The following is a 24,719-nucleotide window of genomic DNA, read 5'->3' as shown; positions in this document are numbered from 1 at the left end:
TAATATTGTGTGTAAAGTCGTTTTTATCCCAATAAGAGCCAATATTATGGATTTAACGCTAAATACTGCAGCTGATATCGTCAAACTGCTTTGCGACAGATTGCGTAAAGAACGACTCGCGCGGCAAATGACGCAAGCTGATGTTGCCGCGCGTTCAGGTGTCGGTGTGAATACCGTTTCAAATCTGGAAACAGGTAAGAATGTAGGATTTGAGAATCTGGTCAAAGTCGCAATGGTGTTAGGCTATGGCGATGCACTGGAGGGGTTATTCAAACCCAGGATTGATAGTCTCGATGATATTTTGCGTTACGAAAAGAGCGCGGCACGTCAGCGGATCAAAAGGAAAAATTCTGATGCCTGAGCAAGTTGATGTCTTCTATGAAGGCTGGGGTGAGAAATGGCTGTGGGGCAAACTGGTGTCTTCCACAGCCCTGACCGGACGTCCGTTGATCGCCTTTGAATACAGTGAAGACGCCTTACGTAGGGGCCTGGAGCTGTCCCGTCTGAGGTTACCGCTGAACGGTCCCCGTTTGCGCAGGGATTTCCCGGCTCATCAGTTGGGATTACCCGGACCGGTTTATGATTCGCTACCTGACGGCTGGGGCATGCTGTTGATGGACCGACTATTTAAACGCCGCGGACTCAACGCAGCACGCATAGGTCCATTAGAGCGTTTAACCTGGGTCGGCAACAACGCGATGGGCGCCATGACATTCCAGCCCGTTCAGTCAGATGTCGAGATGCTGTCAAAAGAGGATGTTCCTCTCGAACAACTGGCCGCTGAGGTTCAGGAAGTCCTGAGCGGCGAAGGCGGGGAATTTTTGCAAAAACTGCTCCAGATGGGCGGTTCGCCACAGGGAGCAAGGCCTAAGGCGCTACTTTATCGTGACACCGTCACGTCAAAATTCACCACGGTGCCGCTACCCGGGAGCGAAAGTTGGCTGATTAAATTTCCCGCCAGGCATGAGCATGCTGAGGTATGTGCCATCGAAGCGGTTTATGCTGAATGCTTGCGCCAATGTGGGATAACCACGCCTGATACGGCGTATTTCAATCTGCCCGGCGGACAGGCGGCATTTGCCACTCGCCGTTTCGACCGTGACCAGTCGACACGAATTCCTATGCAGAGCCTGGCTGCACTTACCGGGGCAAATTACCAGATACCCGGCGCTTTAGACTACCGGGATTTTCTGCGCGCCACGCAGATTTGTACCAATGATGTCAGAGAAAAGGCAAAAGCGTTTGAACGTGTGGTTTTCAACGTGGCTTTTAACAATCGCGACGATCATCCGAAGAATTTTGCCTATTTAATGTCAGCCGATGGAAACTGGACTCTGGCTCCGGCTTACGATGTCACCTGGTGCGAAGGGCCTGGCGGGTATCACCAAATGGACGTGCTGGGAGAGGCGCTGGATATCGAAATAAAGCACCTTCAGTCGCTTGGCGTTCAGGAAGCTGAGTTATCTGCTGACCATGTGAACGGCATAATCGAAAAAGTCTGTCACTTTGCCACTGCATTGAGCGCTATCGCCAGGGACAAATACCCCGATCAGATAACGCTATCTACGCTGAATACGATACAGAAACAAATTAATGATAATGTCCGCCGGCTAATGTCCCGGTGACGCAGATACGGCCGCAACACTTCCCGGAAAATTAAAGCTGAGCGGGGCAAGGTTTCCCCGCTACATTTCCTCGCTAAACTGACCAGAGGACAACTATTAACGTCCCCAACGATTACGAATATAGGTCACGGCTTCCTGCGTTTGAGGTTGATTAAGATAATCTTCGCGAAACAGGATCGTGCCGTTGATGTACGGTTCGGATTCGTTTAAATCGAGCTGCTTTTTCAGTTCCGGCACACCGCCTTTTACCGTCCAGTCTGGCTCTTTTCTCGATGGTTCACCAACTTTATACAGCGCTACACCAATGTAGAGGCGGGTGTTGGTTGATTTCACGACATCTGCCCACCATTTTGCCAGTACATCGTAACGCGCTGCGTCGCGGGCAAAAGGCCAGTAGAGTTGCGGTGCAATGTAATCCAGCAAACCTAGTTGCACCCAACGGCGGGTGTCTGCATACGACTCATCATACGCTGCCGCGCCGCGCGTGTCGGAGCCCGCTGGATCGTGCGAACGGTTGCGCCACACGCCCGCAGGACTGACGCCGAATTCAACCTCAGGCTTGAGTTTCTTGATGGTCCGCGATACCTGGGCAATCAGCCGTTGCGTGTTATCGCGACGCCAGTCAGCCTTGGAAGCGAATCCCTGGCCGTATCTTCTGAAGGTCTGGCTGTCGTTGAGCGCAGAGCCGGGAGATTCGGTATAGAAGTAATCATCAAACTGCACGCCATCAACCGGGTAATTCTCAACCACTTCCGCCACGATGCTGGTGATCCAGTCGCGCACGTCGGGAATACCGGGGTCTAACACAAAACGCTCGCCCGCAGTGCGAATCCAGTCCCGATGCAGGACGTATACGCTGGACGGCGTCTGTGACAGCGTGCTGTTTAATTCAGTGACCGTCGAAGGTTTGGTGTTCACGGAAACACGGTAGGGGTTAAGCCAGGCATGAACTTTCATTCCGCGTTTATGCGCTTCATCGAGCATAAACTGCAGCGGATCGTAACCCGGATCCTGGCCAATCGTACCGGTCAGGGTATCTGACCACGGTAGAATCTTTGACTTCCACAATGCGGTCCCATCGGGCTTAACCTGGAAAAAAACGGTGTTAATACCAAGCCGTTTCAGGTTGTCCAGCTTATCCGTCAGCGCTTTTTGCTGCAGGCTGATGCGTACGGCAGGCGAACTGATGTTCACGGATGAGATAGGTGGCCAGTCTAGACGTGAAACTGTCGCCAGCCAGATCCCGCGCACTGGCTCCTTGCTCTGCTGTGGTTTGCTCACCGGAGGTAGCGGAGTGGTTTTGGGACCGGGCGGTTGTGAAGAACAGCTGCCCAGTAACAACATACTGCCTACGAGTACAGCAAACCATTTCATGTTGGTCAGCGGTAGTCTGGCACGAGAACGGGCGAGAATCTTCGCCAGTTTTTTCTGATAATTTCCTGAAAAGAAACCGGATGCTGCCATCTGATTTTGCTCTTATTTCTTTTTATTGCGGCTGTTAGCCCAGGGATCGAAGGCCGGTTCGGGGGTGTTGTTTGAGGCCAGGTCATGCAGCGAATCAAGGTACAGCGCTTCAACTTCTGCCCGCGCCCACGGCGTACGGCGCAGAAACTTCAGACTGGATTTAACGCTCGGTTCATTTTTAAAGCAGTTGATATTAATGCGTTGCGCCAGTTCACCCCAACCATAACGTTCAACCAGGGCATTGACCTGCATTTCAAGCGTTACGCCATGTAAAGGGTCTTTAGAAATATGAGCATTCATATGAAGTCCAGTTCAGTGGTTCCAGATTTTGTCAGTAGTGAGACGGGAAGAAGGTTACAAGAAAGCAAAGCTGCCAGCAACGGCAGAAAGCGGTATGGCGCGACAAGCCGTACGCCATACCGGCAATGGATGGCTCAATACTCTTTAAAAGCCAGTTCCAGACGGGCAATCAACGGTTTAAACAGGTAACTCATCAGGGTTCGCTCACCGGTCTTGATCGTCACGCTGGCAGGCATTCCCGCTTTAATTTTGTAATCGCCCAGCAAACGCGCGCCCTCTGCTGAAACCTGTACTTCCGCAAGGTAGTAAGGCTGCTGAGTGGCTTCATCAATTAAGCGGTCCGCCGAGATAGTCAGAACCCGGGCCGGAACCGACGGCAACAGGGCATGGTTAAGGGCAGGGAAAAGCACATCAACGGTTAAGCCGGGGACCAGTTTATCAATGGCATGCACGGGTATTTTGGCATCAATTTGCATCGGTTGTCCGGCGGCGACAATATCCATAAGATGTTCGCCGGGTTGAATGACGCCGCCCACGGTACTGACTTTAACATCCAGCACGATACCGTTAATCGGTGAGCGGATCTCGGTGTTATCCAGCTCGTGACGGGTGGACACCAGTTCATCCTCCAGCATCGCCACTTCTTTTTGGTTTTCCGTCAGTTCAGACTCAACTTCACGTAAATATTGATGACGCACCTGGTAGGCTTTAATTTTTAATTCGTTTTGCTGCGATTTCAGTTTGGCAATGTTAAGAATATCTTCTGAAACGCTGCCAGATATTTCAGCCGCCTCGCGCTCCAGCACCAGTAATTGCGCTTTGGGGTAATAATTCTTTTCGCTCAGCGCGCGAATAGCCCCCAACTCCCGGTTAATCAGAGAAAACTGGTGGTCGCGATAGCCTTTTATTTTATTGAGATTATCCGTTTGCCCAACCAGACCATCGAGCGTCTCCTCAATCATCGACAGTTCGTCCTGAATCGTTTTGCGACGCGTATCGAAAAGCTTGGCCTGCAGATTTCTGACTTCTGTCAGCCGTTTATTGCCAGAGAATTGCTGCGTCAGCGTCGTATTAAAGCGGATCGCTTCCAGGCCATCGCGTTCTGCCAACAGACGATCTTCGATACTTTTTGCAGAAATATACTGGGCATTTAACGCGCTAAAACGCATTTCGAGCTGCATTTTATCCAACCGGACGAGAACCTGATTTTTCTTCACGAAATCGCCTTCTTTGATAAAGATATCCGTTACCCGACCGCCGCTCAGATGCTGAATGGTTTTGCGGTTACTCGATACGGTTACCGTACCATCAGCGACCACGCCCGCATCTAACGGAGCTTGCACTGCCCAGAGGATAAAACTACCGACACCAAGCACAATGACGATCACGCCCCGGATAATCGGCGACCAGATATTGGTATCTACGCCAGCAGATGCCGTATTGTGGGGATTCTTTTTCATCATCAGGCCTCACGTTGCTGTTCAGTCGTGGATGGAGAAGGCGTAGCCACCGGTTTCAGTACGTTGGCCTGACGCAAATGGGCAAAAACCTGATCGCGGGTACCAAACTCCTGTATGGCGCCATCGTTAAGCAGCAAAACCTTATTGACCACGCCGAGCAGCGTCGGGCGGTGTGAGATAATGACGGTAGTTTGTCCCTGTGTACGAAGGGTATTGATGGCTTTAACGAGTGCAAATTCGCCCGCGTCGTCAAGATTAGCATTCGGTTCATCAAGCACGATGAACGCAGGATTGTTATACACGGCGCGTGCCAGTCCGATGCGCTGCCGCTGCCCGCCGGAGAGCTGGTATCCGCCTGCGCCCAACAGCGTGTCATAACCTTGCGGCAAGCGCAGGATCATCTCATGAACGCCTGCCAGTAATGCGGCGGCGACGATAAGCTCACTGTCATTTGTGGTGAAACGGGCAATGTTTTGCGCGATGGTACCGTCAAACAGTTCTACATCCTGCGGCAGATAGCCAATAGACGGGCCTAGCAGCGCTTTATCCCACTGACAAATATCTGCGCCGTCTAATCTGACTTTCCCTGATAACGGTTTCCAGACACCAACCAGAACCTTTGCCAGCGAGGTTTTCCCTGAGGCTGAGGGGCCGATAATCCCCAGGACTTCACCTTGCTCCAGCTGGAATGCGATATTACGCAGTAGCGGGGAAGACTGACCGGGAGCCGCAGCAAAAACGCCTTCAACGCTGATGTTGCCGTTCGGACGAGGCAGGGTCAGCACCTCTTTCGGTGCCGGATACTCTTTCAGCAGGTCAGAGAGCTGGTGCCAGGCGCTACGAAACTGCACGAACTGCTTCCAACTGCCAATAACTTGTTCTACCGGGTTGAGGACGCGGCCAAGAATGATCGAGGCGGCGATCATCAAGCCCGGAGTAATATGGCCACCGATCACCAGTAAAGCCCCGGCACCCAGCGCAATAGATTGCAGCAACACCCGCACAAAGCGGCTGAGGCTGCTCAACCCGGCCGTTTTGTCAGCAATCTGCGTTTGTAGTGCCAGCACTTTGTTATGTTGCTCCTGCCAGTTGGACTTCAGGGTCGAGAGCATACCCATCGCCTCAATGGCATCGGCGTTTTGCAGCTGTTTATTCAGTTTGCTGGCATTGTTAATGGTTAAGGCGTGCGCTTGCTGAATCGGGCGTTTGGTAGAGATTTCAGATACCAGCGTCAGAATAAATAATAACGTTATTCCGCCGAGAGAAAGGTATCCCAGCAGGGGATGGACCAAAAAGGCGATGAACAGATATATTGGCGTCCAGGGAATATCCAGTAAGGCGAATAGACTATTCCCGGAAAGAAACTGACGAACCTGATCCAGTTCGGCTAAAGATTGCGCCGGGTTGTTATCGCCGGTAACCATCTTTCTTTTAAAGGCTGCGTTAAAGACCAACTGGCTTAGCTTTATATCAAGCCTGTTGCCAAGCCTGACCATAACCTGCGCGCGGGCAGATTCAATCATGGCAATAACGATGTACAAGCCGACAATCAATAAGGTCAACATTAACAGCGTGGTGGTATTTTTACTCACCAGCACGCGGTCGTATACTTGTAGCATATAAATTGCCGGCGCCAGCATAAGCATATTAATCACACAACTAAAAAACAGCAGCATCAGAAAAGTGGGTTTCGTTCCCTTTAATACATCATTCAGTTCTGTTGGCGTATGCTGGCGCGACATAGTCTTCTCCTTATACGATCAATGAACTATTGCCATTGTTGCTGGCAAGGGTGGTGGGCATTTCCAGATAAAAGTCACCAATATTCACGGTGGTCGAATTGACGCCCACCAATGTGATGGTGTCAGTGCCGATAGTCACAATGGTGTTGCCATTGTTTCCGGTGATAGACACGCTGCTGGCAAAATTACCCGCGTTGATACCTAACAAGACGAGATCAAGGAAGTCCTGCCCGCCGTTGGGGTTACTGTCAAAACCGGTAATTCGGTCCTGCCCAAAGTTGGCGCCAAAAGCGAAGATATCGCTCCCGGCACCACCGTCCAGAATGTCGTTACCTTCCTGACCATTGAGAATATCGTCCCCGCTACCGCCGGAGAGGGTATCCGTGCCCGCGCCGCCAATCATGACGTCGTTGCCAACTCCACCTTGCAGGTTATCAGCGCCATCTCCGCCATCGAGGAAGTCATTCCCGATACCACCAAACAACTGGTCGTTACCGCCCATGCCGAACAGATAGTCGTTACCGGTCCCTCCCGTAATGGTGTTCGCAATGGCATTACCGGTACCGATAAAACTACCGCTGCCGGTAAATACCAGTTCTTCCACGTTATCGGTGAGGTCGTAGCTGCTGAGGTTGGTTCGGACAACGTCCGTGCCGCCATTCACACCTTCGATAACTACATCACCGAAATCATCAACGATGTAGGTATCATCGCCCGCGCCGCCGGTCATACTGTCGGCACCAAGCCCGCCATCAAGCGTGTCATTACCGGCATCACCTTGCAGAATATCTTGCCCCGCCTGACCAGAGAGGTTGTCGTTTCCCGCACCGCCAATGAGCAGATCGTCACCTGCTCCGCCGAGTAAGGTGTCATTACCGCCTTCACCGCGTAGGATATCGCTCCAGGCAGTACCGACGAGGGTGTTAGCCCCGTTGGTACCCACAATCAGATCGCCCACGGGCTGGGTGGTGGTCGACGTCAGGACAACAGGGGGGTTGCCTTCATCGTCGACGACGGTAACGACCACCTGCAACGTTCTGCCAACCATAGCCTGACCCGGCGTATAGGTGGCGGAAGTCGCACCGTTAATGTTGACGAATCCGGTTGGCGAACTCATTCTCCATTGATAAGTGAAATTACCGCCGCTCAGACCATCGGCGTCAGCAATGCCTGAAACCACCGCGGTCAGCGTCAGGCTTTCAGTTGGGGTGAGGTCGTTAATTACCGGCACACCAGTCGTGGCCTGATTTCGCGGTAGGATCGCCTGAGTTTGTGCCGACACCAGGGTTTCAGCGTCACCCATGCGGTCGTTAAAACTGGCTACCACACGCAGCGGTGCGCCCTGAATAGCGCCTGGCACTCTGAACTCAACGCCGGTTGCCTGATCTCGCCATTGGCCGTTGACGAATGCCTGCCAGGTCATGGTAATGGCCACATCCGCCGCCAGGCCGTTACCATCCAGCAAGTTCGCCACGTTGACGCGCAGCAGGTCGCCCACCGAAGGGTTAGGATTGCTGATGGTAAGATCGCCCGTCGCTTGCTGCGCCGTCACCCACAGCTGCTTCCCATCGCCAAACTCCAGTTTTTCGATGTTCAACAGACGATCGATGCCATCGTTCAGGTTCAGTGCGGCATTAGGCGTGGCGTGGTCGACGCGCAGGCTACCGTCCGCCATACGGGTAAAGACATAGTTGCTGCTAACATCACGGTACACCGCGATGTCAGTTTCCGTGCCGTTACCTTCATGCAGGATTTCTCGCACAATCGACAGCTGATTCGGTTTCAGCGTGCCGGCCAGCATGTATGATTTCAGTTCGGCCATTCCTTCGGCGCTGGTGAGTCCCGCCATACCCGTAACGGCAATACGCACGTTGAGCCACGCATCACCATCAATGATATCGTTACCGGCTTTACCCATAATGCGGTCGCTACCACCACCGCCGAGTAAAATATCGCTACCATCATCAGGGTTCAGGAGCACCGCGTCCGGATTTGTAGAACGCTCTACGCCGAGAATAGCCTGTAAACCGGTGATCCGGTCCGCACCTTCCTGGGTCAGGTTGTTAGAGAGGGGAACGCCCTGAACAGGCGCAGTACCTATCGGCTGTTCTGTCCCGGTCAGGATATCGTCGTATTTCCAGCCCGACAGCCCTTCAACAAGATCAAAACGGTCGCGTAGAATAAACTCCTGCTGGTTGACAAAAATAGGGATCCCAAGGTCAGAGTTAGCGCCATTTGGGTCGCCTTTATGGATAGCCCAGTCGAAACCGGCCATGCCATTATTGCGCTGGATCCCCGCGCCCTGAACCATGATGTCGTCACCGGCTTCGCCATCGTAGTCGGTGTCGTTACCCTGACCGTTAAGAACATCGTGACCGATAATGGTACTGTTGAAGAACAACTCAGAGTTGTCACCCGCCAGCGTGTCAAACCCGTCGCCACCTTCCAGCCAGTCATCGCCTTCGTTGCCCATCAGGAAATCACCACCCGAGCCGCCAAGCGCAAAGTCGTTATCCTGACCCGAGAAGACCTCCTGTGCATCTTCGCCGACCACCAAGAAGTCGCTACCGCTGCCACCAAAGACCAGATCGTTTCCGTTACCGGAGAAGATAACGTCATGTCCGGCATCACCGTGCAGGAAGTCCGCATCACCTACAGGCGTACCGGTATCGGTAATAATGTCATCACCGTCACCACCATGGACCACGTCTGCTTCGTCGCCGCCGTCCAGTCGGTCATCTCCGCCATCACCCCACAGACTGTCGATCCCTTTACCGCCGATTAACGTATCATTGCCTGCCGTCCCTCCAAGCACCACATGCCCATCGCCGGTATATTTCAGATACCCGCCATCGGCAAAACTATCGCCGTCAACATCCGCACCTGGGTCACGACGCACCAACAACGGCGAGAGCAGATCCTTCAGCGGATTACCCCATTTCGGGTCGATTTCCGTTTGCAGCACGCGGTTCACTTCAAAAATATGGTCCGGTGTCTGGAACAGATTTGCGGGCAGGTGGGAGGATCCCTCATCGCCAAGATCGCTGTTACGCATTACCAGCGCGGAAAACGAGTTGGCCTCCAGTTCATTGAGTAAGTTCAGCCCCTGAACGCGGCTCAGATAGTAGAAACGATCGCCGTCCTGAAGCATTTCCATTTGTGTTTCAAAGACGAAGTTGAAGGTTGAGCCGAGCATGCCGCCAAATTCATTTTTGCGCTCTGCCAGCCCGCCAATCCAGAAATCGACCATATTCAGGCCGGTCTCTTTGGTTGCCCACGCTCCGGTACTGTTAAAGAAATCCATCGCATCCGCAGGCGGGGCATTGTTAGCATCACCAAACAACAGGAAGTTTACCGCTGCACGCTTACCTTCAAGGCTGGTGGCATTGAGGATCAGCTCATGCTGACCATAGGCGGCCATAAAGTTAATGATTGAAGCGGGATTTTTCAGGTAGGTAGTGAAGTCAGCCCAACTGGTATAAGGCTTCAGTTGACTGTCACCGCTTAATGCAAAAAACTGCTCGCGGGCCTGGTTCAGCGTCGGCATTGCGGTGTCACGGCCACGGGCTATATTAAGCGCGCCTAAATCGAGGGGCAGGCCGATGAGATTATTACGCAGAGCATCGGTAATAAATTCATCAATTTCGTTACCCACCTGACGCGTCATACCACGCACAATTGCGCCAATAGCCTGATCGTCCGTGACGGTGGCCCCGTTGATTTGATTAAATGCTACCGGATTCAGGAATGCTGAAATCAGGTCAATATCGCCGCTTTGCATATCAATATCGGTGCGCGCCACGGTTTCTGTCAGCATTGAATGCCCAAAACGGTAAACCACATGCGCAAACTCGGCAAAGATCATCGGGTTTATATCCGCCGTGTTGGAGAAAACAAACGGATCGACGGCGGGTTGTACGGTACGGGCAAACTCCTCGAATACGAGGTGCTGATATTGCATTTCCGTGGAGAAACGACCTGCCTGGAATAGGTACTCACCGTTCCATACCAGCGTACTGGTATCGGCAGGTAATTCCGTGATTTGATGATTGGGCATCAACCACTGATTAATGAGGTCGATATCACCGGTTTCCAGCAGTGTTGTTTTATATTGCTCAACCAGACGGTTATGCTCGCTGTGAAAAACGGCGTGCACCGCGGTTAAACCTATATTTTCGTTCCCACGCCCGTCACCGGTAATAAAGTGACGATCGAGCAGTTCGTTATCATAGGTTCCTGCCGGTTGCGCTCCTTCGCCCCCAATCGCAGTGTCATCATCTGCCAGCAGACCCGCTTTTGGCGCGGCAGTATGCGCAATATCATCAAGAAACGCATGGCCGGTGCGGAATGTTCCCTCAGGCAACAGACCGCCATTGGCTTCAACCAGTCCCCCGGTGGTAACAATCTGTACCTTTCCATTTTCACTTAAAATCAAATTACCATAGCGATCCGTAGCCAGCAGGGGAACATTAAACACATCCTGATCGGTGAGTTTAATGCCAAGCAGAGTTTCAGCCTGGTTTTTAACGTCGGCCCAGGTCGCCAGTCCACCGTTCGCACCGCCTAATAAATTCCCGGTAGGCTCAGGTTTCCCATCAATAATGACGTATTCGCGGATGAAAATCTGATGTGAAGGATGGGAGGTGTAGGTTTGGTTTTGGTCGATGAAGGGGGTAGTCAGGTTTACTGTCTCTCGGTTTTCATCCACCGTTGCCCGGGTTAATAGCATAAAGTTTGTCGACGCCCCTTCAACATATAAAGGGTCATCCGGCTGTAGCGGAATGAAAACGATACCGTTGCCTCCTTTGGGAATCAAATCCAGACCGTGGTCAAAAAACTGGCCAAAGAAGGTCATCCAGCCGTTGAAAGCAGGGGAGAGACCGATATCGGGAGACTGGTTAGGAATGGATAACGTTTCTCCGTCTCCTGTAATAGTCCCCCCGCCGGGAGCATCTTTTAACGCGTTAAATACCTCCAGTGCGGCTGGGTTAGATGCCGTTTGATCGGAAATTAAGTTACTAATAATACGTGGGTCGGCATCAATAACGGTGCCACCAATTTGGATATAACTGGTCATTTGGTCCGCATCTTGCCAGTTTAACGCGGTTAATCTCGGCATTGTCTGGTCGGCAGAGCCATATAACTCCTGACCCGGTAGAAGATTATTCCATGAACCATCTACCGTGCGAAGTCCATAAGGTAATAGCGGGCTGGAAACTAATTCTCTAAGCAATTCAGCATTAACGCTACCATCTGGGTTAGTTGCCGCTTCGGATATTTTGATCTGCTTAAGAATAAAAGCAAGATCGTGCAGGGTGACAGTAAAGTCATATTGTGAGGCCATAAGTCATTACCCCTATCTTTACCTGTATTAGCTATCATCACTCTTTTCTTCCGCTTACAAAAAATGACAGAAGAATGAGTCGTATCAGATACCTGATTGTTATTGCATGATTAAAAGTCCATATTTTAAAAATGATGTATCCATGACCAGATTAGCGTTATTCTCCTGAGGATTAGTTAGCACAATAAGATATTCACCTCACTTATATATTAGGTTTTAGAGGTTAACGATCATCGTGCCCCATTGAAATCAAAGACATATTTGAGACACGAAGTTTTGAGAAGACAAGGTCTCCTCAAGGCTGTAAAGGTTTTACTTTTTAAACCACATATTACAGTTATGTGATGATCATAACTATGGTTTTTCCGTTGGCGACTTCACTCATACTTTTTTATGAAAAGATTAAATTTTCATTTCTTTACATTAGAATTTATGTCAAATCACTTATTAAGAAGAGTTCTCATTAAGTCGCCTTTTAAGATGTCGTTGTGTTGAATTATAAAATTTAATATTGGATAAAATTTAACACGACATCATTCCTGATGCCTGATTATGCTATTAGCATAAATCAATACCGTGTGATAGCTGACCCTACGTTTAGTAAAGAACGACCTCTCCAAACAGGTAATACAATGAAAAAAAATATAATTTTTCTCTCCGGGATGATCTTTTCATCGGTCGGTCACGCCAGTGCGCTCTATTTCTATGAAATCGGAACGGAGGATACCGCACTGGCTGGTGCAGGGCAGGCCGCTCGTGCTCAGGATGCCTCTACGCTGTTAACAAACCCTGCGGGGATGACTCGTTTACCTGACCATATGGTCACCGGAGGATTACAGGCGATGGGCGGAGATATTCCCTATACGCTGAATAATACGACAGATGGCAGACAAAGCCCCGGTAATGTAATGACGCTTTTCCCCAATGCCAGCATGTTTTATACACAACGGCTGAGTGATACCGTTTCTGCCGGTTTGGGTTTGTACGGCAACTATGGGTTAGGTATCGACTTCGGCAACTGGGCAGGGGATCGGTTAATTAAACAAAGTACCATGGTTGCGATGACGCTGAGTCCCGCCGTTGCATGGAAACTAAATGATAAGGTGTCGGTTGGCGCAGCTGCAGGGCTAAACTATGGTTTTCTGTCGCTAAGCAGAGATGTCGATGGCCACGATGAGAAACAAAGCGATCATGACTGGGCGATGAATTACCACCTTGGGTTATTAATGGACATAACTGACAATACTCGGGCGGGTGTAACCTGGACCAGCAAGACTGATTATCATTTTAATATAGACGGGACAGCGCGTTTTCCCAATATACCTAATATTGGATATGATCTGCCGATCTCCACACAGGTCCGTGCTCCGCAGCAGGTGATGTTTAGTCTGGTTCACGATATCAACAGGCAGTGGTCAGTGATGGGCGATCTTGGCTGGCAGGACTGGAGTCAGTTTGGCAGCCCGCAGATTACAATAAATGGTCAGCAAAGCGATCGTGATAATCGTCTGAAAGATACATGGCATACAGCGCTGGGTGTGCAATATCATCCCGATGAGCAGTGGCGCATTAATGCCGGTATTGCATATGACAGTTCACCGTACAAATCGCAAAGTGATGTAGCGCTTTCGATGCCAACCGGCGATGAATGGCGACTTGCCACCGGTGCACAGTACCAGATTACGCCAGCCAGCAATATTGGCGTTGCCGTTGAGTATTTGCACATGCAGTCGTCCAACGTCAAATCTGATATCTTTGCAGGCCAATATAAGAACCCGTGGTTATGGTTTGCCAGCGTCAACTACAGCTATCAATTCTAGCGCCGTTATTCCCGATTAAATATCTCACGAATTGTTAATAGTCACCATAGCGGATTATCTATCCGGCGGTGTCTGGTGACCATCTGCTGGTGGTCTTATCACTCACGCTCGTTTAAATAAAAATAAATTTGTACTTTTATTATTGAGCAATTTATGGTTTTAATATGAATCTGTACTACCTTCATGGAATATAGGTAAAAGCATATTGTTTTCTCGATCAAAATAATACAGGTTTGATTATGCAAATTTCACCTCCGGTACGCCCAGAACAAAGCATACAACGTTTAATGCAAGCACTTGAACCGATTGCAGAAAAGATGAAGGTTGTGCCGCGGCGGCGTATCATGTGGAAATACAAGAATAAGCCTCAACTCTACCTTTTTTTGCAAGGGGAGCTGTCCATTTTACGTTCTTCTGATGGTCTGTTAATCGTGACCGTCTATGAACCCCATCTGTTCGGTATTGCCGAAATGATCCAACCGGTACACGGCCATTTATTGCGCGCTGAAGCTGAATCAACCTTATTACGCGTTGATGCCGATAAAGCACGAGAACTCTTTCATCAACAAGGCTTGTGGGAAGATGCGGCGGCAGTGCTTTCATATCATACGGGTTATCTCTTTTATCGTGATGATTTAGTCGTACAGCAGCGTACTTATTCAGTGATACGTAACCACCTCGAAGAGATGATTTTGTTGCCGGAAGAGACGCGCAAGCGAGTTTCTATTTTGGATTATATTCAGGATCGGACCCACTTATCGCGCAGCAGTGTTTTAAATGTTGTATCTGCGTTAAAAAAAGGAGGGTATATTGATTTTGAACGCGGAGGGTATCTTACTTCCATCAATAAATTACCTGAGCACTTTTAAATAAACCCACAAACAAGTTACAAATCGATTTTCTAAATTTAATATTCTATTGTAGTGGCATGCTATATATCAATCGCAAGAAATCCTCCTCATCATTCTCTGAGGAGGATTTCTTGTTATTCAATAAGAGAGTGCACGGACTGATTAATGCTTAACAGTCCTGTTTGATTATGCTCCTTATAATAAAAATTGTTCATTTGCTGCATTTGTTCGAGCTTGGTTAAAGAAGCATAAACCTGGTATGCCTGGCTATGAACGTCAAACATCTCTCTTGGCTTAACCTCATGAAGATATTCATTTTTTAACGAACTCACGACGTTTTCAATTTGCTGTTTGTTATCCTGGTATAAGGACAGGGATGCCGAGTCACTACTTGATTTTGACTCGGGTTGTGCCTGAACAACAGGGATCACCATTTTATTGATTTTAACAACTTTCTCTGGGGGAGAAGTATTACAGCCAGAAAGTATCCCAGTGATGAGAAGTAGATAGAGAGTGCGCATATATAGTGTTCTAAAGACAATGGATGCCAGCCATTATCTTTTTATACAGTCAGGTGTCTACAGCTATTTTGTTTAAATAAAAACAAAATGAAATTTAAAATTAAATGTCATTGCATTATATTGTTTCATAAGATCATGTTAGCCTACGAGCATTAGATCATAGAAACCTGATAAACACAGTATTACGGAAGCTTCTCAACAATCAGAGCAGCAGGGTTTCTAATATATTATTAGTGAGGATTTATGAAACTTAATAAACTAGTGAGTTATCTGGCATTAGCTGGCGTGTGTTCAACATCATTAATATCACTACCTGTATTGGCACAGGAAGGGGCAAAAGATGCGACTGCTCAGACCAAAAGTGCGAATGACGCCTTATATGGTCAATTGCCATTCACTGATAAAACCGATTTTATGAACGCTCATAAAGGTTTTATTGCTCCGCTTCCCAGTGAATTGATTAAAGGTAAGCAGGGAAATGTTGTTTGGGACCCTCAGCAATATGCCTTTATCAAAGAGGGCGAAAAAGCCCCCGACACGGTTAATCCAAGCCTGTGGCGTCAGTCGCAGTTGATCAATATTGGCGGCTTGTTCCAGGTCACTGATGGCGTGTATCAAATCCGTAATCTTGATCTCTCGAATATGACAATTATGGAAGGGAAAGAGGGTATTACGGTCATTGATCCGCTTGTCTCGGCAGAAACCGCGAAAGTAGGAATGGACCTTTATTATAAGAATCGCGGTAAAAGACCCGTTGTTGCCGTCATTTATACACACAGCCATGTTGATCACTACGGTGGCGTCCGCGGCGTGATTGATGACGCTGATGTGAAATCCGGGAAAGTGAAGGTATATGCACCGGCTGGTTTTATGAAGGAAGCTGTATCTGAAAATATTATGGCAGGTAACGCCATGAGTCGCCGAGCCAGTTACATGTACGGCAATCTGCTGAAACCGGATGCAAAAGGTCAGGTCGGTGCGGGTCTGGGGACGACAACCTCCGCCGGTACGGTGACGCTGATTGAACCCACTAACTATATTACCCACACCGGGCAGAAAGAAGTTATCGACGGTCTAACCTATGACTTCATGATGGCACCGGGATCGGAAGCACCTTCTGAAATGCTGTGGTATGTAGAAGAGAAGGGAATGATCGAAGCTGCAGAGGATGTCACCCATACGCTACATAACACTTATTCATTACGTGGCGCGAAGATCCGCGATCCGCTGGCATGGTCAAAATATATCAATGACGTTATTGGCCGCTGGGGTGGAAAGGCAAACATTATTATTGCTCAGCATCACTGGCCGACCTGGGGTAATGAAAATGTGGTGAAGTTAATGAAAAGTCAGCGTGATATGTACCGTTACATCAACGATCAGACGCTGCGTATGGCTAACCAGGGGCTGACCCGTGACGAAATCGCCGCTAACTTCAAACTGCCGTCTGGTCTGGAAAAATCATGGGCCAGCCGTGGATACTATGGTTCTGTCAGCCATGATGTGAAAGCAACGTATGTCTTTTACCTCGGCTGGTTCAACGGTAATCCGGCAACACTGAATGAATTACCGCCCGTTGATGCCGCGAAGAAATATGTCGATTATATGGGCGGCGCTGATGCAATCATGCAAAAAGCGAAAACGGATTACGCCCAGGGCAATTACCGTTGGGTAGCGCAAGTCACTAACAATATCGTCTTTGCTGATCCGAGCAATAAAGAAGCCCGTAATCTGGAAGCCGATGCCCTTGAACAAATGGGTTACCAGGCTGAGTCCGGTCCATGGCGTAATTTTTATCTGACAGGTGCACAAGAATTACGCAACGGTGTGGTAAAAGGCGCGACGCCAAATACCGCCAGCCCGGATACCGTTAAGGCCATGTCGCCGGAGATGTTCTTTGATTATCTCGCGGTACATATTAACGGAGAAAAAGCGGCAAATGCGCAGGCAGTCTTCAACGTCGATTTAGGTGCTGACGGCGGTAAATACAAACTGGAACTGGAAAACGGTGTTCTTAACCATAGCGCTGATGCACAGGCCAGCAATGCTGATGCCTCCATTACGCTTAACCGTGCAACGTTGAACAAAATTATTCTCAAGGAAGAATCGCTGAAACAGGCAGAAGAGAAGGGTGATGTACAAATTTCCGGCAATCATGCCAAGCTTGATGAGTTCCTCGGGTATTTAGATAGCTTTGATTTCTGGTTTAACATGGTAACGCCTTAATTGTAGAGACAAACTATGCCATAACCCGCCAGCACTGGCGGGTTTTTTATTGTTGCTTATCAGAGTATTGAGTTGTACGAGACTGTATAGCAGTTGCTATACATAAGCCTTATGGTATGCTTGTAAAGCAATTGCTATACAAGAGGCTTAATAATGAAATCAGATGTCCAGCTCAACCTTAGAGCTAAAGAATCCCAACGCGCACTTATTGATGCGGCCGCAGAGATTCTACATAAATCGCGTACAGACTTTATTCTGGAAATGGCCTGCCAGGCGGCAGAGAACGTTATTCTCGATCGCCGAGTGTTTAATTTTAATGATGAACAATACGCTGAGTTTATCGAGATGCTTGATGCTCCGGTTGCCGAAGATCCCGCTATCAGGAAGCTACTGGCAAGGAAACCACAGTGGGATTTGTAACCGCACCTGAGCCGCTAACTCACATTCATCAATTGGCGGAATTTGTCAGCGGAGAAATTGTTCTCGATGATTGGTTAAAGCAAAAAGGGTTGAAAAATCAGGCTCTCGGTGCAACCAGGACGTTTGTTGTCTGCAAAACAGACACGCGACAAGTCGCTGGCTTTTATTCACTGGCCACTGGTAGCGTCAACCACACAGAAGCAACAGGCAATCTTCGGCGTAACATGCCAGATCCAATCCCCGTAATTATCCTTGCCAGATTGGCCGTAGATCTTTCTGTTCGTGGAAAAGGGTTAGGGGCCGATCTGCTTCACGATGCGGTACTGCGGTGTTACAAAGTGGCAGAAAATATTGGCGTGCGTGCCGTTATGGTGCATGTGCTCACAGACGAAGCTAAACGTTTTTATCTTCACCACGGATTCAAAGCATCTCAACTGCAGGAGCGAACTCTGTTCCTTGGGCTTTCATGATTGTAATGAGCAGAGGAGGTCAATGGCCAAACGTGGGCCACATGGGGATTCAACTGAGTACGCATCAAATTGCATTTAACTTATGTTGTGTGAGAATCCAGTTCATAAACCACAGGGTACATATCTCTCTGCTTTAAAAGATATTTTTAATAGAAAGGTGAAATCACTTCAAGAGAACTTCATGAACTAATAGGAAATGCGCCTCTTATGAGTATTTCCCGACAACTTACTCTGCTTCAGTTCATGGACCATTTCCCAACGTAATAAAAGGTTGTAAAATGCGTTTTAGCGTCACTGGGGTAGGGTGTATTGACATCACCGGGCAAGCGCGATAAAGTGAGAGGGTAAGGCTACTACCCAACCTCAAGGGGGTCAGACGACTCCGGGTCCATTACATGACACTTTTATGTGTCAGGACTTTGTCTACTTGAGGAAACACCATGAATACATCATCTTCTCTCGCGTCCCAGATCGTCGACCGTAAACTTGCTCGCACGGCCATCGGTCGCATTAAATCAAGCCTTAAAAAATTTAGCTGTGTTGCCGATATCAACGCATTCCGGCAAGCCTTCCATCATGCTTACCATGCCCAAGGGCAACAGTCGGGTGAAACGGATTTGTTGACTGCTATGCTGGGTGTCAAAAAGCTAAATGATATCCCGGCACTTGCACTTGTTGTCGATGAAGGTTTGCCTTTTGGGCAGGTCGTTGAGCGCCGTAAGGCTATGGCTGCCAGCTTGTCTGAGTTTATAAAACACCATGCACCGAAAGCGCACTTCCGGGTGCCGGATAATCTCCTGACTCAGTGTCTGCACCTCATCGAGCTAGTGCAGCCCCTGGCGATTGCAGAAGACAAGTATGCTGCAAACTACCACGAAATGGCGCAGGCCAAAGATGAAGGCCGCTTGGTTGAGGAATTCCATCATGTGTTTGTTCATCTGGTTGGGTGCGAGAATCCTGAGCAAAAATATGTGTACCGTGCTATCGCTTTGCACTTTCTGGCCGAGGAAAACAGCCTTACGGCCAGCGTTCGTTCTTCACCTGCTTGGGAGTTGCTCATTCTTGAGGTTGGCACAATCGCTACACGCTGGATTAATACCGGAGAGCCCATTAAAACCTGGCGGGGCATCATGGCGCTGTCGGGTATGCACCAGCTTGGCGAGATATACGCTGGCCATCAGCTTGCACAATCTCTTTTCTTTAAGGCTGATGCGCCTCGGATTGATAAGCAGCTGGCGTTAGAGGTGATTGAGCTAACCTTTGAACAATATCGACAACGTCGGGTTCAGGGACCAGTATTTGCGCATGGTGATTCAGAAACAGATCTCTATCGCAATTACAACACTATCGTGGGAGAGGCCATTCGTAACAGTGATGATCTGGCGGAAGTGGATCGACTGACGCGTAATTTGGTGTCCGTACTGCTAGAGGCCGCTGAAAAGTGCATGGCAACCTTTGATGCCTGTGCACTGTGTATCCTGACCCCAGATTTTTTGCCTTTGCACGGTGTTGATCCCGAAAACGAGCGCCTGCACGCGCTACGTCATAAAATTTCTGCCTTCCCGGATACTGAATCCTGGTGCCGTGAGCTAGCAGCGACCCCCCAAATTAAATCCCTTCAGGCGCGATTTTACTAAATCACGTTGATTCAACACCCCGGTCAGTCACTGGCCGGGCTCATTTGTTCATCCCAAAAACAGAGGAAGAGAGAATGACAATTCAAACTTGCCCAGTATGCCATGGCCGAGACGGCCTGTTCGAAGTTACCTGCCCGGAGTGCGACGGATCGGGTTACAGCCCGGAAGAGGACAAACCCTTTGCACAATGCCACACCTGCTATGGTGATGGTACGACTGAAACGTCAGCCTGCCCCCGCTGCGGTGGTGTGGGCGAAGTAGACGATGATGAAGACGACGAATACGAAGAGGAAGAGGATGATGATGACGACAGGGACGAGGAGGAAGACTAACGCCCGCATTTCCAACTCGCTCATCCACCCGTTATCACAGCGTTCAGGGTGAAACCAAGGTATCTGGACGAAGCGTAAGGCTGGTGCATAGGCGCATTAACCTATCGTGTTGAAATACCAGTTCAGATATCATGGTAATAAAGTTACAAGGCCACTCGGAAGCGGGTGGCCTTGATCGATAGCCAGAACCGTCCGCGTCCCCACATCAGTACAACGCCATAACTTGCCAGTATTGTTCAGAAAATGCATACCAATCTGAAAATCCGTCATTTTCATATCAAATCCATATGTTAAGTTTTAACAACCACTTGCCACCTACACCACATTACGCGATTTGCGTAGACTGTGGGAATATACAGCGTACGCCAACCCATATAAGGAAAAATTTCGTATCAACCACATCATGAGTATTCAGAATCCAAGAACTAAAACGCTCATCTTTGAAAATTGTAATAAACGTGACAATGTATCCCTAATGCACAATACATTTTTAATCATCTACAGCGGTTTCTAGGCGAATAAAATGAATAAAAAAACGTTGGTCTCCAATGCAAACAATGAAAAAAACAACATTCCACCTTTTTTAGCAATTAATGCTAATTCTATTGAACACTGGGCCAATCAGAGCATTTCAGCACGCACGCGCTTGTCAGTACTGCTGCGAACGCTTGTGCTTTCAACTAATAACAACATCACAAAAATCGATTTTCCCGGGAATGATGACGCACAGCGCCCGGGTTGGGATGGCTATATTGAGACCACTAGTCCAACCCCCTGGATACCAGAAGGACGGTCAGGCTGGGAGTTTGGTACAAATGTGGGAATAAAACAGAAAGCAGACAGCGATTTCGCCAAAAGTATTGAGGCGCACTCAGCAGAAGAACGCGCCAAAATCACATTTATATTTGTCACCCCAAGACGTTGGGCAGGCAAAGTCCGATGGATAGCTGCACAGCAAAAAAAACAAGTCTGGAAAGAGGTCAGAGCGTACGATTCTAGCGACCTTGAACAATGGCTAGCACAATCATTAGCCGGACAAACATGGTTTGCGAATGAAACCCACATGCCTGCAACAGGTGTTCGCTCTCTGGACCAATGCTGGAATGATTGGGCAAATATCGCTGAGCCGCCTTTACCAGGTGGATTATTCAATTCTGCACTTGCGGCAACCAATCGCACTATACTTGCCCGACTGACCAGTTTACCTGACGGCCCGACATTCATCGCAGCAGACTCAACTGATGAGGCACTAGCCTATATCTCGCAACTGTTACGTAATGAAAATAATGAAGTGTTGGGGAAACTCAGGGAGAAAACTATCGTTTTCGACGAATCAGGTCTTCTGCCTAGTTTGGCTGAAAGTATAAGTACTATTATTCCTGTTATCCCTACACGTGATGTTGAAAAGGAACTGGCACCTTTTGCAAAAAAAATCCACTCATTTGTTATTTATCCGCGTAATCAGTTAAATATAACACCCCATGTCATTCTTGAACCAGTCAGCCACGAAACCTTCAACCTGGCATTCGCTAACATAGGATTAACCAGAGACCGACTTACCCGTCTTGAGCATGAATCAGGCCGCTCATTGACCGTACTGCGCCGCAGACTGGCTGATGTGCCTGCAATCCAGCAACCCGAATGGGCGACAAATCTGTCGTTATCTGTTGGTCTTGTACCTTTTATGTTTGCGGGGTCATGGGACAGCAACTGTAATTCGGACAAGTCTGCAATAGAAAAGTTAGCGGGCGACCGGCCATATGAAACGCTTGAAAAATCCTTCCAACATTATCTTCAGTTAAATGATGCTCCAGTCTGGTCCATCGGTAAAATGCGCGGCGTCGTCTCTAAAATAGACTTACTCTATGCCATAAGCGCAGTGATCACAGAACAGGATATTCGCTGTTATCTTGAGGTCGTTCAGGAAGTATTGGATGAAGATGATCCTGCACTCGATTTAGAAGAAGAACAACGCTGGATGGCATCAGTTTATGGAAAAAAACGCCAATTTTCAGGCGCATTCCGAGAGGGAATCTCTGAAACACTAGTTTTGCTGGCTGTACACGGTGATACACTTTTTAAAAGTCGCCTCGGTTTGAACATGGCTGCTGCTGTATCAAACCTTGTTAGTCAATTGCTCCCCAAACCATTGAGCATACGCAAACTTGAGGCAAACGACCGAAATCTACCAGTCTATGCTGAAGCATCACCGCAAACCTTTCTCAGCATCATAGAAACGGACCTCGACAGCAACGCTCCTGCTACACTTGGTCTGCTAAAACCTGCAAGGCCAGGACCTTTTAGCAGCCCAAGGCGCACTGGATTACTATGGGCACTGGAGGGATTGGCATGGGCACCAGAAACATTCTCACGGGTAGTCATCATTCTTGCCCGCCTTGCCAAAGTTGAAATCAATGATAACTGGGCCAATAAGCCCATTAATTCTTTACTGTCGATATTCCGCGCCTGGATGCCGCAGACAGCGGCCTCACACGAAATGCGTGTTGCAATGTTAAAGCGAATGGCAATGCGGTTTCCGGATATTGCCTGGAAGATTTGCATCACTCAGTTAGATTATTTTAATCGGGCCGGTTTTTACAACCATAAACCGAAATGGCGCAATGATGCGTTTGGTTTCGGTGAACCATTCAAGACCAGAGCACCTATCAATGCCTTTATTCGTGAGACCGTGGAAATTCTATTGACATGGCAAGGCCACACACTTGCCATGCTGTGTGATTTGATCCAACATCTCAGTGGTTTTGAAGAAGCAGACCAAAGACGAATCTGGCAAATTATGGAGCATTGGGCTATTTGTGATGCCGGTGATGCTGACAAAGCAGTATTACGGGAAAAAATCCGTCAAAAGGTATTGTCAAGACGAGCCGCATTGCGAGCACAAAAGCACCCGGATTCAGTTGCATTACTTGATGTGGCAAAAAAGGTTTATATTGCCTTGGAACCGGAGAATTTATTGAACCGGCACGCCTGGTTGTTCCGCGAAAATTGGGTTGATGAATCGGCAGACGAAATCGAAAACATTGAAACCCTAGACTTCGAACAACGCACAGTCCGCATTACCAAACGCCGGGTGGAAGCATTGGCTGAAATTTATACACGACAGGGCAATGAAGGACTTTTGTCAATGGCTTACATGGGCAATGCCGCTTGGGAAATAGGTCGTATTGCTGCTGATTCGATAATCCCTATCGATTCGTTATCGGGATTAGTGGCACAATCACTGGAGCTAGCGCTGAAAGAAAATACTCCTGAAAAAGCCCATCCCTATCACAAGATAATTGCTGGCGTGATTTATGCCATAAGCGATGAAGAACAGCGCGAACAAGTACTCCGCGATGCAGCCAATCATTCGGAAGAGACATTATTGCAGCTATTATTGTTATCACCATTTACTAAATCTATCTGGGTTATTGTTGAAACCATGAAGCCCGCAAACCAAGAAAACTATTGGGCAGAAATTGTGCCGTTATTGCTGCATCATGAAGAAGAAAGTGAAGAAGCTGTTCACCGCCTGATCCAGGCAAAACGACCCCGAGCAGCATTTGCTTGCATTAAATACCATCCAGAAAAAATCGATGTTGAGCTACTCTATGACTTACTTCAGGAAATCGCGACAGGAGGAGGCAAGGATAAAACCGGGCAGTATTTACTGGACGACTATCATATCGAACAGGCTTTTAATTGTATCAATACCAGCTCACAATTTACACTTGAGCAGAAGGCAACCCTTGAGTTTGCTTATCTTGGCATCCTTGCACCTTATGGTGATACTGAAGATAAGGCAGGCATACCCAGTCTGGAACGTTATATCGAAGCGCATCCTGAGCTTTTTGTTCAAGCTATTGTCTGGACATACAAACGAAAGGATGGTCAAACCGACCCTGAGATTTATCAGCTACCCGCAGAACAAATACAAAGTATGGCGGAAAGAGGGCACAACTTACTGGAGGCGATCCATTATCTTCCCGGTCATGATGAGTATGGGCAGCTACAGACTACCAATCTAGAACAATGGGTTAACAGCGTCCGACAATCATGTACAGAATTAGGCCGGATTGATACAGCTGACAGATACATTGGCCACATACTAGCTTCAGCCCAAATTGGCAATGATGGCATATGGCCTTGCGAAGTCGTCAGGGAAGTCCTAGAAAACATCCAGTCCGCAAAAATGATACATGGCATGTCCATGGCCAAATATAATTCACGTGGCATTATTGGTCGTTCAATGGATGAAGGTGGCCTTCAAGAAAAAACGCTGGCAGAGCAATATCGTAAATGGGGCCAGGCTCTACTAGTTACCCATCCCTTTGTCGCCACAAACCTGCTGTTTGACATGGCGAATGGCTATGACGAAGACGCCTCAAGAGAGGATGCCGATGTAAGCTTATCCCGACGCTTGATGCATTGAATTAGCATGCTGCGTCCTCACTCTGAATGCGCAGCCGGATTTCTCCAACCACTGGTTGGAGAAATCCGGGGGAAG

Annotated in this window: 16 protein-coding genes; 10 read left to right on the top strand and 6 right to left on the bottom strand. The window is 48.6% G+C overall.

The window, feature by feature from the left end; genetic code table 11:
- Window positions 1-46 precede the first annotated feature (46 nt).
- Together OGX86_RS07505 and OGX86_RS07500 are read left to right on the top strand one after the other, a co-directional pair.
- Entirely contained in the window at window positions 47-361 is a 315-nt protein-coding gene (locus OGX86_RS07505) for a helix-turn-helix domain-containing protein (RefSeq protein ID WP_048226497.1), read from the top strand.
- Window positions 354-1,625 (top strand): type II toxin-antitoxin system HipA family toxin, encoded by a 1,272-nt coding sequence (locus OGX86_RS07500; protein ID WP_128317403.1) that lies wholly within the window; start codon window positions 354-356, stop codon window positions 1,623-1,625. Before OGX86_RS07505 ends, OGX86_RS07500 begins: the two co-directional genes overlap by 8 nt.
- Before the next feature lie 96 nt (window positions 1,626-1,721).
- On the opposite strand, the gene OGX86_RS07495 is transcribed toward OGX86_RS07500, so the two are convergent.
- The 5 genes from OGX86_RS07495 to OGX86_RS07475 form a co-directional block, all read right to left on the bottom strand.
- The gene (locus OGX86_RS07495) at window positions 1,722-3,089 is read right to left on the bottom strand and encodes a glycoside hydrolase family 10-like protein (RefSeq protein WP_032943455.1); all 1,368 of its coding nucleotides are present in this window, start codon (window positions 3,087-3,089) and stop codon (window positions 1,722-1,724) included.
- A 12-nt stretch (window positions 3,090-3,101) separates the two neighbouring features.
- Window positions 3,102-3,389: a VF530 family protein gene (locus tag OGX86_RS07490; protein WP_048214196.1), complete on the bottom strand. Its 288-nt coding sequence runs from the start codon at window positions 3,387-3,389 to the stop codon at window positions 3,102-3,104.
- 134 nt (window positions 3,390-3,523) lie between these two features.
- Window positions 3,524-4,852, bottom strand: a complete 1,329-nt coding sequence (locus tag OGX86_RS07485) for an HlyD family type I secretion periplasmic adaptor subunit (RefSeq protein WP_171845945.1) — start codon at window positions 4,850-4,852, stop codon at window positions 3,524-3,526.
- On the bottom strand, window positions 4,852-6,591 hold the full coding sequence (locus OGX86_RS07480) for a type I secretion system permease/ATPase (protein ID WP_286639713.1): 1,740 nt from the start codon (window positions 6,589-6,591) through the stop codon (window positions 4,852-4,854). The genes OGX86_RS07485 and OGX86_RS07480 overlap by 1 nt, the downstream gene beginning before the upstream one ends.
- A gap of 10 nt (window positions 6,592-6,601) precedes the next feature.
- Window positions 6,602-11,935 carry a peroxidase family protein gene (locus OGX86_RS07475; RefSeq protein ID WP_286639710.1) on the bottom strand — a complete coding sequence of 1,778 codons (5,334 nt, stop codon included), beginning with the start codon at window positions 11,933-11,935 and terminating at the stop codon, window positions 6,602-6,604.
- Between the two features lie 632 nt (window positions 11,936-12,567).
- Between OGX86_RS07475 and OGX86_RS07470 the strand changes: the two genes are divergently transcribed.
- Entirely contained in the window at window positions 12,568-13,755 is a 1,188-nt protein-coding gene (locus OGX86_RS07470; RefSeq protein ID WP_136391874.1) for an OmpP1/FadL family transporter, read from the top strand.
- A 239-nt stretch (window positions 13,756-13,994) separates the two neighbouring features.
- Entirely contained in the window at window positions 13,995-14,624 is a 630-nt protein-coding gene (locus OGX86_RS07465) for a winged helix-turn-helix transcriptional regulator (RefSeq protein WP_213786029.1), read from the top strand.
- 116 nt (window positions 14,625-14,740) lie between these two features.
- Here the strand turns inward: OGX86_RS07465 and OGX86_RS07460 are convergent, their stop codons facing one another.
- Window positions 14,741-15,127, bottom strand: coding sequence for a KPN_03583 family lipoprotein (locus tag OGX86_RS07460; RefSeq protein ID WP_213786030.1), 387 nt, complete (start codon window positions 15,125-15,127; stop codon window positions 14,741-14,743).
- Between the two features lie 243 nt (window positions 15,128-15,370).
- Between OGX86_RS07460 and OGX86_RS07455 the strand changes: the two genes are divergently transcribed.
- The 6 genes from OGX86_RS07455 to OGX86_RS07430 all read left to right on the top strand — a co-directional run bounded on the left by OGX86_RS07455 (window position 15,371) and on the right by OGX86_RS07430 (window position 24,644).
- Window positions 15,371-17,353 (top strand): alkyl/aryl-sulfatase, encoded by a 1,983-nt coding sequence (locus tag OGX86_RS07455; RefSeq protein WP_071692396.1) that lies wholly within the window; start codon window positions 15,371-15,373, stop codon window positions 17,351-17,353.
- A 153-nt stretch (window positions 17,354-17,506) separates the two neighbouring features.
- Window positions 17,507-17,773, top strand: coding sequence for a type II toxin-antitoxin system TacA family antitoxin (locus tag OGX86_RS07450; protein ID WP_008784769.1), 267 nt, complete (start codon window positions 17,507-17,509; stop codon window positions 17,771-17,773).
- Window positions 17,761-18,243, top strand: a complete 483-nt coding sequence (locus OGX86_RS07445) for a GNAT family N-acetyltransferase (protein WP_048214201.1) — start codon at window positions 17,761-17,763, stop codon at window positions 18,241-18,243. The genes OGX86_RS07450 and OGX86_RS07445 overlap by 13 nt, the downstream gene beginning before the upstream one ends.
- A gap of 440 nt (window positions 18,244-18,683) precedes the next feature.
- On the top strand, window positions 18,684-19,880 hold the full coding sequence (locus OGX86_RS07440) for a hypothetical protein (RefSeq protein ID WP_286639705.1): 1,197 nt from the start codon (window positions 18,684-18,686) through the stop codon (window positions 19,878-19,880).
- A 74-nt stretch (window positions 19,881-19,954) separates the two neighbouring features.
- Window positions 19,955-20,212 carry a hypothetical protein gene (locus OGX86_RS07435; protein WP_001594078.1) on the top strand — a complete coding sequence of 86 codons (258 nt, stop codon included), beginning with the start codon at window positions 19,955-19,957 and terminating at the stop codon, window positions 20,210-20,212.
- A 523-nt stretch (window positions 20,213-20,735) separates the two neighbouring features.
- A complete protein-coding gene (locus OGX86_RS07430) occupies window positions 20,736-24,644 on the top strand; it encodes an addiction module antitoxin (RefSeq protein ID WP_286639703.1) in 3,909 nt (1,302 codons plus the stop codon).
- The last annotated feature ends 75 nt before the right edge of the window (window positions 24,645-24,719 follow it).

Origin of the sequence: Citrobacter sp. Cpo040, from assembly GCF_030332915.1 — a bacterium.
Taxonomy (GTDB): domain Bacteria; phylum Pseudomonadota; class Gammaproteobacteria; order Enterobacterales; family Enterobacteriaceae; genus Citrobacter; species Citrobacter portucalensis.
This window is presented reverse-complemented; position numbering and strand designations above follow the sequence as displayed.